Origin of the sequence: Pollutimonas nitritireducens, from assembly GCF_002849615.1 — a bacterium.
Classification (GTDB): Bacteria; Pseudomonadota; Gammaproteobacteria; order Burkholderiales; family Burkholderiaceae_B; genus Pollutimonas; species Pollutimonas nitritireducens.
Genome location: NZ_PDNV01000005.1, coordinates 250,582 through 263,466, shown reverse-complemented (window position 1 = coordinate 263,466; position 12,885 = coordinate 250,582). Strand labels below are relative to the sequence as shown.

12 protein-coding genes are annotated in these 12,885 nt (G+C 56.5%); 4 read left to right on the top strand and 8 right to left on the bottom strand.

All coding sequences use genetic code 11. The features are described from left to right. Positions 1–116: 116 nt before the first annotated feature. From CR155_RS09295 to CR155_RS09265, 7 genes are all read right to left on the bottom strand, one after another. Positions 117–1,400, bottom strand: coding sequence for a sensor histidine kinase (locus CR155_RS09295; protein ID WP_102069751.1), 1,284 nt, complete (start codon positions 1,398–1,400; stop codon positions 117–119). Next, positions 1,400–2,107, bottom strand: coding sequence for a response regulator transcription factor (locus CR155_RS09290; protein ID WP_102069750.1), 708 nt, complete (start codon positions 2,105–2,107; stop codon positions 1,400–1,402). Before CR155_RS09290 ends, CR155_RS09295 begins: the two co-directional genes overlap by 1 nt. A gap of 91 nt (positions 2,108–2,198) precedes the next feature. Next, positions 2,199–2,882, bottom strand: coding sequence for a tetratricopeptide repeat protein (locus CR155_RS09285; RefSeq protein ID WP_102069748.1), 684 nt, complete (start codon positions 2,880–2,882; stop codon positions 2,199–2,201). After that, positions 2,882–3,694, bottom strand: coding sequence for an SDR family oxidoreductase (locus CR155_RS09280; RefSeq protein ID WP_102069746.1), 813 nt, complete (start codon positions 3,692–3,694; stop codon positions 2,882–2,884). The genes CR155_RS09285 and CR155_RS09280 overlap by 1 nt, the downstream gene beginning before the upstream one ends. Further along, a complete protein-coding gene (locus CR155_RS09275; protein ID WP_102069744.1) occupies positions 3,691–4,362 on the bottom strand; it encodes an iron-containing redox enzyme family protein in 672 nt (223 codons plus the stop codon). Before CR155_RS09275 ends, CR155_RS09280 begins: the two co-directional genes overlap by 4 nt. Positions 4,363–4,368: 6 nt before the next feature. Next, complete coding sequence (locus tag CR155_RS09270; protein ID WP_233214071.1) at positions 4,369–5,850, bottom strand: AMP-binding protein; 1,482 nt, start codon at positions 5,848–5,850, stop codon at positions 4,369–4,371. Next, positions 5,847–6,494, bottom strand: coding sequence for a thermostable hemolysin (locus CR155_RS09265; RefSeq protein WP_233214070.1), 648 nt, complete (start codon positions 6,492–6,494; stop codon positions 5,847–5,849). Before CR155_RS09265 ends, CR155_RS09270 begins: the two co-directional genes overlap by 4 nt. A 104-nt stretch (positions 6,495–6,598) precedes the next feature. Between CR155_RS09265 and CR155_RS09260 the strand changes: the two genes are divergently transcribed. The 4 genes from CR155_RS09260 to CR155_RS09245 are packed head-to-tail and all read left to right on the top strand — an operon-like array spanning position 6,599 to position 11,444. Next, a complete protein-coding gene (locus tag CR155_RS09260) occupies positions 6,599–7,270 on the top strand; it encodes a response regulator (protein ID WP_102069741.1) in 672 nt (223 codons plus the stop codon). Continuing rightward, positions 7,267–8,667 carry an ATP-binding protein gene (locus tag CR155_RS09255; protein WP_102069740.1) on the top strand — a complete coding sequence of 467 codons (1,401 nt, stop codon included), beginning with the start codon at positions 7,267–7,269 and terminating at the stop codon, positions 8,665–8,667. Before CR155_RS09260 ends, CR155_RS09255 begins: the two co-directional genes overlap by 4 nt. 51 nt (positions 8,668–8,718) lie before the next feature. Then, positions 8,719–9,267, top strand: a complete 549-nt coding sequence (locus tag CR155_RS09250; RefSeq protein ID WP_102069738.1) for a DUF1003 domain-containing protein — start codon at positions 8,719–8,721, stop codon at positions 9,265–9,267. 29 nt (positions 9,268–9,296) lie between these two features. After that, the gene (locus CR155_RS09245) at positions 9,297–11,444 is read left to right on the top strand and encodes a glycogen debranching protein (RefSeq protein WP_102069736.1); all 2,148 of its coding nucleotides are present in this window, start codon (positions 9,297–9,299) and stop codon (positions 11,442–11,444) included. Between the two features lie 34 nt (positions 11,445–11,478). On the opposite strand, the gene CR155_RS09240 is transcribed toward CR155_RS09245, so the two are convergent. Next, the gene (locus CR155_RS09240) at positions 11,479–12,885 is read right to left on the bottom strand and encodes a heavy metal sensor histidine kinase (protein ID WP_102069734.1); all 1,407 of its coding nucleotides are present in this window, start codon (positions 12,883–12,885) and stop codon (positions 11,479–11,481) included.

Genomic DNA, 12,885 nt, shown 5'->3' with positions numbered 1-12,885 from the left:
CGTCGCGCCGACACCAGCAATTGATGCTATGGCAATAAGAATACGATGATCGACAACAAGAATTCGTCAAGCAAATATCAATAATTCATCAAAGGGGCCGCTGGACGCAGTACCCATCAGTGTTCCATGCACCGGCTGCTACGACTCGGACTCAGGCGGAATCTTGCGCTATTGTTCTGTGTCTGCGTGATATCCAGTTGCCATCCCAGCCTTTCGGTCATCAGCGTCACAATGTATAAGCCCAGTCCATTCAATGCTGATCCGTCCCACGCGATTTTCCGCTGGCCCTGGAGAATGGCTGTCTGATCGGCGGTAAGTCCCGTACCTCGGTCTTCGATCTCGATGAAATTTTCCGATATCGTCACGCGAATAGCGCTCTGGGTATGCTGGATTGCGTTCTGTAAAAGGTTGCGGAACACCATCCGCGCCATGACTGGATCTGCCCTTACCGTCAATGGGAACTGGATGTCGAGCGTCATACGGTCACCCGCGTGGTGGCTGATCTTTAAATCGTCGACTACCTGCCGTACCGCGGAAGCTACGTCAAGTACTTCATTAGTCTGATCAGCGGAATCACGGCGAGCCAGCTTGAGCAAAACGTTGACGTTGGCGCTCATTTCGTCACACGCGTTGCGCACGCGCTTAAGCGTGGTGCGGTCATTTGGAGTGAGCTGATCGCGCAACTCCAGAATATCAAGTGCCCCCGACATGACCGCGATTGGAGTGCGCAATTCATGGCTGGCCATGTTCACGAGGGACTGCTCTCTGCGCACAAAGGACTCGAGTTCATCCAGAAAACGATTGAAACCTACCGCTATGGAATGCAGCTCCGCATCAAGGTAGTCGGTCTCCATCCGGGGCATGTTTGGCCCGACTGGAATACGACTTATCCGATCTGCCAGAAGCTTCAACGGCTTGACAATCCGGCGACTACTTATTACCGCAAGCAGTAGACTCGATGCGACAATGACCGACGCCATAATGAGCAGTGCTATCTCAAACAGCGCCTCGCGATTCTCAAAATGGGTGATGTTCTTTGCGACGTAAAGTAAACCCGTCTCAACGGTATTGACGGCAACCAGGTAGGTCTCAGCTTCCAGCCTGATTTCCGACGAATAATTGTTGGGCAGTCCTCGGAACACCCGCGGTAAAACCGCGGGCCTAGGCTTGCCGGTGGGTATGAAAACAACGGCAAGATTTGGTGTGTCCCATATAAACACGTCGTCGCCCGTGCTGTTCATCAGGATGAAGTCACGCTCCTGTGCGAACTCCACTTCCAGCATGGTGTGTTCAAGGTCCTCATTGATGAGGATCACGGTCAGGACCATGGCCACCATGCTTACCACGCTTACTGTCAATATGGCACGGTAAACCCTGCGGGAGATCGATCCAAGTTCCATCAGTCGCTCTTGTTCTGCGCGAGCAGCCTGTAACCGCGGCCATGCATGGTTTTTATCATGGGGTAGTGGAATGAATCTTGCAGCAGCTTGCGCAGCGAATACACATGGGTGCGCAAAGTATTCATATCGACTTCCCGTTCACCCCAAACGGTACTCTGGATTTCTGCATAGGAAACAACGCCAGGATACGCTGTGATCAAGCCTTCAAAAATCCGCGCGGCCGTGCCGGATAGCTCGAGTCGTTCTCCGTCGTCAGTACTCACCACAAATGTGCCGGGATCAAAGCAGATCCCGGGCGCCCGAATGTGCGGCACCCGGGAAAATCCAGCCTTGCGCCGGTATAACGCATCAACCCTTAATTGAAGCTCGCGCAGATTGAACGGTTTAACAAGATAATCATCCGCGCCAACACTGAAACCTTCTTCCTTGTCCTGCAGCTGATCCTTGGATGTCATGACGATGACCGGGGTTGAACAGTGCATGTCGCGACGAATACGCTGGCATATTTCGAAGCCGGAAAGTCCGGGAAGCATCACATCCAGGATAATGACGTCATAGTCGTTAGTTGCAACGAGATGAAGGGCCGTCAGGCCGTCAGCGGCGAAGTCCAGGATGTAGCGGCGCTCGTCGAAAAATTCGAACAGGTTCGTAGCCAATCCCGCGTGATCTTCGACAATAAGGATTCGAATTGCTTGGTTCAAAGACATGTCGGATTTTCGCGATATGGGATTACGCACTGTTGTCTACTGTAAAGATTGGGGATCACTCCCGCGTCGTTGAATCGGGCGTTATTCGTGTTCACTGGGATGGTGCGTCTGCTTTGGATTGGATTCTTTTCAAAAGTAATTGGGCTTCGTCGCGGCGACCCTCGTCGGCCACCTTTCGACCGGGGCGGGGGGGCGCCTTCAGCGCCTTTTCCACATACTCCAATGCCTCTTTTTCGCGGTTCCGGGAGACCAGAAAGTCGGCATAAAAGAAGTTTGAATCGATTCCGTCGGGATTTACGGCCAGCGCTTGCCGAAGCAGGGCTTCTGCTTTTTTGTTGTCACCAAATCCAACGGGCCAACCGGGGACCCGGTAGTACAACACTCCAAGGCTGCTCAAAGCTGAACCGTCCAGCGCCATGCTGTCGATCTGTATGGCGGTTTCGTATTCGGCCTTGGAACGTTTGGCCAGGCTCAGCGCGCCCAGGCCTCCTTTGGCTCCAGCCCACGAACCTAGAATGATCCCTTCCCAAATATGCGGCTCGGCGTGGGCAGTATGGCGTGTGGTCAGCTCATGAGCTCGTTGCGACAGGGTTTCAAAGCGCGCGGCGCGACGTTTTTCGGGTGTTTTGTACTGAATGAGCGCCCATTCGTTCTGCAGGCTGCGAATTCCCTCATCAAGTTCGACGGGAGCCGATGCCGCATAGGCGGAATAGGTAAAGGATGCCGCCGCCAAGAAGGCAGCGGTAAACAGGCGAAGAAGGAAATAGCCAACCATCAGGAAGCTCCAGGAGTAAGTTTGAGGGATTCTAGGGCGCGCCGATGCTTACCGAATGCGCCGTCGAGACATTCTGGGAACAACCCATTCAGCCGTGCTGCGAGGGCTTCAGTTCGACCGGCAAAACGCTGTCTGGATTCGCTGTTCAACATGTGCGCGACTTGGCGCGCCACCGCCTCGGGTGTATCGCTGGGCGACCCGGTGGCCTTGTTGAATGCGACGATCTGGGGCGTGTTGAAGTCCGTATCGATAGCGCGTGGGGCGTAATACTGGATCTGAACGCGAGAGTCTGCAAATTCACGCCGTAGTGCTTCCGTGTAGATCCGTAGCGCAGCCTTACTCGCGCCGTAGGCCGAAAATCCGGGCACGCCCACGCTGCCCAGTGTCGACCCGATATTCAGCACTTGCGCGCGTTCGCGAGAACAGAGCATGGGCAACATGCCGGCCGTCAGCAGCATAGGGGCAAGGACGTTAGTCTCGAGCATCCGGCGGGCAAGCTCAGGTTGCAGGTCCTGCGCAGGACCGAAAGCAGCGACGGCGGCGTTATTGATCAGAACGTTCGCTTGCCGCGCTGCGGCGGCGTCTATGATTGCGGCGCGACCATGATCTGTAGTGATGTCAACGACCAGTACATCGACGTCCGAGCGGTTTTGCGGGTCCCCTTTGAGGGATTGCGCCAGGGACAACAAGGGGCCAGCACTGCGCCCCACCAGCAAGAGCGTGGCGCCGTCTTTCTTCAACTGACGCGCAATTGCGCTGCCCAGTCCGCCTGCAGCGCCGGTCAACACCACGGAGGCATCGCTCGGAGTCATGCTGATGCTCCGTCCGCCGATGAACGGGGCAATGCGCTAAAAATCGCGCCATAAAGACGGTAGAACATGTTCGAGGCATGTATCACCGCAGCATGATCGTCGTCATCATCCAGCCGATTCATTAACTGAGCCAAGTGTGCGATGTGCTCCTGATCGAGAGTTCCATGCGAGCGCAAATAGCTGAAAGCGTTGTCGGGCAATTCCAACGCTCGCTGGATCCGGTCGGCCGCGTTCAAGGCGAGCGCTACGCTGGTTCCTTCCAACACGTGCACCATGCCAAAGAAGCTGACGGGGTTCTTTCGCGCAATAGTGTCATAGGCATATGCCACCATGACTTCGGTATCCGGACCCGGCCCAGCACGCTTGACGGCTTTGGCATCCTGCCCCAGCGCCTGCAGATCGTTCAGAATCCATTTGTCGTGCCCCGTTTCCTCTTCAATGTATTCGTCCAGTGCATCGATCATCCAGCCCAGACGTGCCGGGATGCGCGCGCGGCAGGCATGCATCAGCGGAACGGTGTGGCTGACATGATGGTAAGCCTCATGTAAAAATGAAACATAGGAGGGCAACACGATATCACCCCGCAGACATTCCTGAATGATCGGGGTCTGGACAAGGGAGTTCCGATTTGCGTGGGTGTGCTTTACTAGCGTTTCAAAGAAGGGCATGATTAATCACAGTAAGGGTTGAGCGGAAATTGCTGGGAATAGGTCGGCATGCAAGCCGGCAATGGCCTGGCGGCACGGGCGGCCGTTGGCCGTCGCCAATCCGGTGGCCGCCGAGAACTCCCCACGCGCCCTGGTCCACCGACCTAAACGCGCATAGTCGGGCAACGCCTGGTTGACACGAGCCACGCAGGCCTCAATGGTTTCGTCATTGACTTCACCGCGCGGCCAAATTACGGCGCCTAGCGCAGGTTCGCCTTCTCCCAGCACTACGGCGTGGGCAATCGCGGCAAAACCAGTAAGGTGCAGTTCTATCCACTCCGGCGATACGTTCCGACCGAAGCCAGTGACCAGCACATTCTTCTTGCGGCCTTGAATATGGAGGAAGCCTGCTTCATCCAGATAACCGAGGTCCCCCGTGGGCAGCCAATGCCGTCGGGCGAATGGCTCGCCGAGATAACCAAGCGCATGGCTGCCGGCAACTTCGATCTCGCCGTCAGCAGCGATACGCAACTGCGTATGAGGAAGCGGGCGCCCGGCGGATCCTGGGCAGTCGGCGCCCGGCAGATTCAGTGTCTGTACGGAGCAAGCTTCGGACAGTCCATAGCCTTCATACGCCGGAATCCCTTGAGCTCGAGCATCCATGAGTAGTTGTGCGCCAACCGCGGCGCCGCCGACTGCCACGTAACGGATCTCGCTGGGAACACGCGCGCCCGTCGCTCTCACCCAGGCGCTGTAGGCGCGCAGCATTTGCGGAAGAACAATGACACTCTGTGCACCGGTATCTGTAAGCGTCGCATGGAACAGCACGGGGTCAAAGCAAGACGACCCCTGCAAGCCGGTTTTGCCTGGGCTTGTTGTAGTGATGGCTGCTCCCTGGATTAATGGCACATAGACGCCCGCAATGTTCTCCAGCAGAATGGGCAAAGGCAGCGTCGTCAGATGACGCCGTATTCTCAGTGTCTGAGTGGCATTTGCCACGCTGCCGGCCACCTCCAGCATCGCGCGCGCGCCCAGGCAAACACCTTTAGGGCTGCCCGTCGAGCCGGAGGTAAAAGTAATCTTCGCTGTGTCGGCGGGAAGAGAGATTTGTGCAGGCTGCCGAAATAGAGCCAGCGTCTCCGAGAACGTGTCGATAGGCTGGAAATCAAAGGAACCGAGCATGGCTTGCATTGAAGGAGGGCTGAGCACACTGTCCACGCCCGCGGCCTTCAGCGTGTGGTGCCATTGCTGCGGCGTAAAGAATAGCGGCAGGGGCACATGCACCACGCCCGCCTTCAAGCATGCCAGGTCATTGATAATCCACTCTGTGCCATTACTCATCAACGAGGCGAGCACACGCACCCGATGAAATGCCAAGCGTTCGGCGTGCGCATGCACGAGAAGGTCCAGCTCGCCATAGGTCAGCTCTTCCTCGGCCGCTCGCACGGCCATATCGCCCTTGCGGCCAGGATCGTTGAGCAGGGAGAGAAATTCATCTGCGTGATTCACGCCGCGCTCTCCGGGAAATGGTCGAGAATGGTGTCCAGGCGTCCGGCAAAAACATGAGGCGCGTGCGCATAATAGCTTCCCCAATCCTTGCATTCCTGCTCGCTCAGGTATTCCGCCGTGGCTTCCGACAGCGGTTGGTGAACTATTCCCATGCGGGCAAGGAGGTGATGCAGTTCGCTCGTAAGCGTGCTGACGGCCCAGTTGAAGCCTTGTTGGCGCAAATGCCGGACAAGCAAAGGCACAAGCAGGCGCCCTGCGCCAGGGCGGGCGGCCGCGAACTGGCCGACCTCGACGATCACGTTGCGGGCGACCGGAGCATCCTGATTGTGAACATAATGCTCAATGGGCGCGGCCAGGTAACGCTCGAGGAACAAGGGATCATTGGCGACGCGATAGCCGGCTGCGGCAAGAATTTCGCCATTGGCCTGCATGCTCACCAGCGTAGGCAACCATTCTTTCAAGTGTGCGCCGAACCGCTGTTGGTAGCGTTGCTGGATGTACGATTCAACAAGAGGCCGCATCGGATCACCGGGTTGGTGGATGTGTAGCGAGAGCGGTTGAGGCTGGAAGCGCGGCTCAGGTGTATGGTGCAGCATTCGTGAGGACCGCTCGGGCCGCGCCATGTGGGTTTCAGCTATAAGCATCGTGGATTTCCCTTTATCATGTACGGCAGTCTAGGCGCCGGACCTTAATGAGAAATTAACGACGGCCAGTATTATCTGGCAGGAACGAAGCAGTGGGCATGTAAATGAGAATTCTCATCATAGAAGACGATCCGCTTATTGGCGACGGCCTTAAGCGGGGCTTGCGGCTGCTGGGCTATGCGGTTGACTGGTTCGCCAGCGGTCGGGAAGGTGACCAGGCAATGCGTGTCGTGCACTATGATGCCGTGGTGTTAGACCTGGGCTTGCCGGGTGAAGACGGTGTGGCGCTGCTGATGCGCTGGCGCCACACCAATCAAACATTACCCGTCGTCATTTTGACCGCACGCGACTCGGTCGAGAGCCGGATTGCGGGACTCGACGCCGGTGCGGACGACTACCTTATCAAACCGGTGGCACTCGAAGAGCTCGCCGCGCGCCTGCGTGCCGTTACGCGGCGCGTAGCCGGCAAGCCGGAACCTGTCTGGCGTCACGGAGAGCTCGAGTATTATCCTGCCCTACACGAGGTGCACTGGAAGGGGCAGCGTGTGGACCTGACGACACGGGAAGCCTTGCTGATGGAACTTTTTCTAACGCATCCAAATCGTGTGCTGACCCGCGATTTCATACGCGACAAATTGTACGACTGGGATGCGGAAATGGAGAGCAATACCTTGGAGGTCTTCGTGCACCATCTACGCAAGAAGATCCATCCCAAGATTGTGCGCACCGTGCGTGGGTCGGGCTATGCATTGGGCGCGGAGGATGTCGGCATATGACGCTTAAGGGCAGACTTATCATCGCCGTGCTTGTCGCTGCGCCTTTGGCATGGCTGCTCACTATAGCTGGCACTTACTGGCGCGCGTCACACGAGATCAATGAGCTCTATGATAGTGACATGTTGCGGCTCGCCGAGCAGACGCTTGCAGTTGCCGCTCTGATCCCGCGGTCGGCGGCGCCGTCTCGTCCGGCACTGCCATCGCCATTGCCGGCGGACCCTGGAGATGCCCGCCTCGGCGATCTCGCCGTAGCAATCTGGCGCGGCTCGGACGTCCCCCTAGTGCTGGACGATCAGGCGCTACAGTTCCCGCGCGATGATGCCCGGGAAGGTTTTTTCAATAGTGCCGTCGGCGGTACGCAGTGGCGGCTGTATTACCTAAGCGAGCCCTCAAGTCAAACGCGCGTAGCTGTGGGACAGCGCCTCGGGGAACGCAGCGATCTCGTGGTGGCCTATATCGCCAGCCAAATCGTTCCGTGGTTGTTCGGGCTCCCGGTGTTGATCATGCTCTTGATCCTTGCCGTCCAACAAGCGCTTAAACCAGTCCATGACCTGTCCGCGCAGCTGGAACGGCGTAGTCCGGATGACCCGAAACCGTTGCCGGTCGAAGATTCTCCTGGCGAACTGAAAGTGTTAGTAGAAGCCATGAACGGGCTGCTTGCGCGCGTAGCCACGCTGGTTGAACAAGAGCGACGTTTTACAGCGGATGCGGCCCACGAATTGCGCACGCCGCTGGCTGCATTGCGTGCGCAGTGGGATGTTGCGCAGCGGACACGAGACCCGGGTGAGCGGCAGCATGCACAGAGCAGCGTTACACGCGGCATCGAGAGGCTCGACCGGCTGGTGTCACAGTTGTTGATCATGGCGCGACTCGACGACATCAATCGCGTCTCTTTTGGTAGCGCTGTCGACTGGCGGTCCGTCGCCGATCAGGCAGTCGGCGATTGCTTATGGATCGCTGATCGGCGCGATGTCGAAATCTCCGTGGAATGGCCGGAATCCGACGATGTACCGTTGCCCGTAGTAGGCGATGCGGACGCGCTGGCCGTTATGCTGAAGAACATTCTTGACAACGCCATCCGCTATGGGCCAAAACACTCGCATGTGCGCCTGACTTTCTCCGCGACGGGCATATTTGTGGATGACGAGGGCCCAGGCATTGCCCCTGCGGTCCTGCCGCGAGTGGGAGATCGATTCCTGCGTGCGTCAGGAAATGAGGAGCCAGGCAGCGGGCTTGGCGTTTCGATCGCGCGCCGAATCGCGCACATTCATGGACTGGTCCTGCAATTCGGGATGCGCGAGGCAAACAATGGTTTTGGACAAGGGTTGCGGGTCACGATTCGTCGCGGCTCAGAACTCCCACCAACTCGCACGGTTACCCATGGTGATCGTCACTAGGGACCCGTTTCGGCACATAATCGAGCTCTATCAATTCAGGAGGTTTTGAGGATGAAACCGGAACGCGAAATCCCACACGAATGGTTCAGGCATAACTACGACGCGCTTACGGATGCTCAACGGCGGGTAATGAAGAGCGCGATGGAGCGACAACCTATCACGCAAAATACCAATGAGGTGTATGAAGAGAACCTGTCCTTCAGTGATAAATTGTCGGATAGCATGGCACGCATTGGGGGATCGTGGCGTTTCATCACCGGCTTTTGTGTCTTTCTCGGCATCTGGGCGCTTGGCAATATGTGGTTGGCTACACGGGCCTTTGACCCTTACCCATTTATTTTTCTCAATTTAGTGCTGTCTATGCTCGCGGCGATCCAGGCGCCGATCATCATGATGGCCCAGCATCGACAACTGCAGCATGATCGGATCGACGCTGGTCACGACTACGAAGTCAATTTGAAGGCGGAGATCGAGATCATGGCGTTGCACGATAAACTTGACCGGTTGCGAAACGATCAACTGGTCCAGATTCTGAATCGTATCGAAGTATTGAGCGAGGACATCCGGCGCATGGAACGGATACGGAACACCGACGCATAAGGCGTCTCGCAGCCAAGGACTGACTCGCTATGGCGAACATTGATTCGGGACAGCATTCTCATACTGAGCAACTGCCAGCACGTCCTTCTTGGGGAACGGCAGAGGGAGAACCGGGCCCGATGGGAGTGACCTGGATAGAGTCAGAACATGCATACAACTTTGCACTTTATTCCAAGCACGCACAGAAGGTGACGTTGTTGCTGTACGCGGCAAGCTGTGTGACGACGCCGGTTGTGACTTTCGTGTTCGATTACTTGAAGAACAAATCCGGACGCGTCTGGCACTGCAGGATACCAAGGGCGGATTTGTGCAATGCTGTCTATTACGCTTACCACGTCGACGGCCCGTTCCCGACCGGACGATTCGAGTGGCACGCTTTTGATCCGACTAAAGTTCTGCTGGATCCATACGCGAAAGAGGTGTTCTTTCCACCGGGAATGGACCGTCTGGCAGCAAGCCACCCCGGTACCAACGCCGGTAAGGCGCCACTCGGCGTACTGCCCACTGAAGCGTCGCCTCCACCCACAACCCGGCGGCGTCCGCGTCATGAATCCGACTCGGTCATTTATGAACTGCACGTCGGCGGATTCACCAAACACCCTTCATCAGGCGTGACTCCGCAAGCCCGAGGCACCTACGCCGGTATCATCGAAAAAATTCCATACTTGCAGGAACTCGGTATAACGGTAGTTGAACTGATGCCGGTCTTCCAGTTTGACCCTTCTGACGGGAATTTTTGGGGCTATTCCCCATTAAGCTTTTTTGCTTCGCACAATGGATACGCTAAAGATCGTTCAGGTCGAGCCCAGAGGAGCGAGTTCCGTGAACTTGTCGATGCTTTACACGAAGCAGACATCGAGGTCGTACTCGACGTCGTCTACAACCACACATGCGAAGGGGATCACACCGGGCCGGTTTACAGTTACAAGGGCATAGACAACAGTACCTACTATTTGATTTCGGATCAGGCCGCACGGCCCTATATGGATGTCACAGGCACCGGAAATACACTGCATTGTGCAAACCATGCAGTGCGCAAACTGATAATGGACAGCATTCGGCATTGGTCGGTTGAAATGGGCGTGGACGGTTTCCGGTTCGACCTGGCCTCGGTCTTCTCGCGCGGCACAGATGGTGCCATCGACACGGCAGCATCCACGCCTTTGAGTGATATGGCGTCCGACCAAAGCTTGGCCAGCTTGCGGATGATTGTCGAGCCATGGGATGCAAGTGGCGTGTCCCAACTCGGACGAGCGTTTCCCGGTATCAGCGCCGCACAATGGAACGCCGCTTTTCGCGATGATATTAGACGCTACGTCCGGGGAGACCCCGGCATGGTGCCATCCCTCGTTCGGCGCCTGTACGGAAGCGACGATCTGTTCCCCGACGATTTGCGGGATGCCTACCACCCTTATCAGAGCATCAACTACATCACCTCACATGACGGTTTCACGCTATACGATCTAGTCTCCTACAGCAGAAAGCGTAACTGGCGCAACGGCCATGCGAATACCGATGGATTGGATGAGGAGTATTCATGGAATTGTGGGTGGGAGGGCGACGACGGGCTGCCGGAAAATGTCATGCGACTGCGTATCAGGCAAATTAAGAATTTCTGCTGCCTGTTGTTCCTTGCCAATGGAACTCCGATGCTGAGGGCAGGAGATGAATTCATGCAGACTCAAGGCGGCAATAACAATCCCTATAACCAGGACAATGAAACGAGCTGGCTCGACTGGAGTCGGCTCAGGGAGCACGTGGATGTTTTTCGTTTTTTCAAACACATGATCGCGTTCAGAAAGGCTCATTCCAGTCTGTCGCGAAGCAGGTTCTGGCGAGAGGACGTCAAGTGGCATGGTATCGGCGGCGCAGCAGACATGAGCTACGAATCGCGCAGTATTGCCTTCTGTCTTTACGGAGAATCCCAGGCCGATGAAGACATCTATGTCATGATAAACGGCTATTGGAACCCGCTCGAATTTACCGTCCAGGACGCAACGCGACTACCTTGGTGTCGTATCGTGGACACCGGCCTGGAGGCGCCGCATGATATCGCGGACAGTGGCGCGTCACTTCTTTCAAGCCGTCCGGTCTATCGCGTTGCTGGGCGTTCTATCGTAATCCTGACTCGCCAAGCAATGTCAGCGGCACCCATTGCTCAGTTCCCTGCCAGTTGAAAGGCATATCTCATGAGGCGTTGCACAGCAACGATCAACATTTTGTTGCGGGGACCGCCATCTGAAACGTTGTCGCTTGTGGCGTGGAGTGAGCACTGATCGTTCCGCCATGAGCCTCGACAATTGACCTGACGATCGCCAAGCCCAGGCCTGCTCCCTCACCACTGCGGTGTCGCGACGCATCTGGCCGGTAGAATCGTTCGAAGATATGATTGATGTGTTCGGGATCTATAGGAGGCCCTGGGTTACCGATAGATACTCTCGCAGTACTCGATTCGAGACAAAAGGAAGCTGTAACGCTGCCGCCGGCCGGCGTGTACCGGATCGCATTCGATATCAGATTACTTAACGCCCGGCGCATCATCAACCTGTCGCCGAGGATGTAAACTTCCGAGCCCACCATCTTTAGACCGACCCCGCGCTCTTCGGCCCACGCGCCGAAATAATCGAAAAGAACACGCATCTCGGTCTTGAGGCCTATTTTGACAAGTTCCGGTTTAAGCAGGTTATTGTCTGCTTGGGCCAGGAACAGCATATCGCTGACCATTTTCGCCATGCGCTCATACTCTTCGAGGTTCGAATACAAAACCTCGCGGTATTGCTGTGCGTTACGGGACTGCGAAAGTGCCACCTCGGTTTGAGTTTTCAAATTGGTGATCGGGGTTCGAAGTTCGTGGGCAATATCGCCCGAAAAATCCGATAAACGGCGAAACGCGCCTTCAAGTCGTTCGAGCATCTCATTGAAAGAGGTGGCAAGCTCTACCAGCTCAGAAGGTGCAGCGTCCGGCTGGAGTCGGACATGCAACTGGTCGGACCTGATCCTGCTTATTTCGCGACTGATACGCCGTATCGGCGCATGGCCCTGGTGTACGGCGAACCAGGTAGCCAGAATAGCGATAAGGCAGGCGGCGACCGTGATAATTCGCAGGTAGTTGCGAAAACTGTCAAGGTAATGGAGGTGAAAGTTGATCCCAGTCGCCACTGTGATAGTGAGCGGGCCTGACGCGGGCAGGCCGTCAGACGCCATGCGCAGTACAGCGCCTCGGTATGTCTGGCCATGGTCTTGCCATGTGCCTACCGTGTCGACAGTGGCGCTGTCTACCGGACGTGCAACTTGTGTAAACCTTTCCAGGCTGGACCCTGGCGTCGCGTAGATCTCCACGCCTTTGTCATCGGAAATACGGAATTGCGCGTTATGGTGGCCAGATACGGCATTGGCAAGCTGCCAGCTGAGATCCTTCGGCGCTATATCAGCCGGGAGCGTCGCGAGTGTGCCCTGTAATGCCTGAACGACGGCGTTTATCTCGTCCACATCCTGTTGGATGAAGTGATTGTTCAGCGACCGTTCAACGATCAAGCCGAACGCGAGTAACACGACGGTAATCACTGCCCCAATGGAGACAATAAGTCGCACCGCCAGGGATGCCGGACGTCGCTTCAT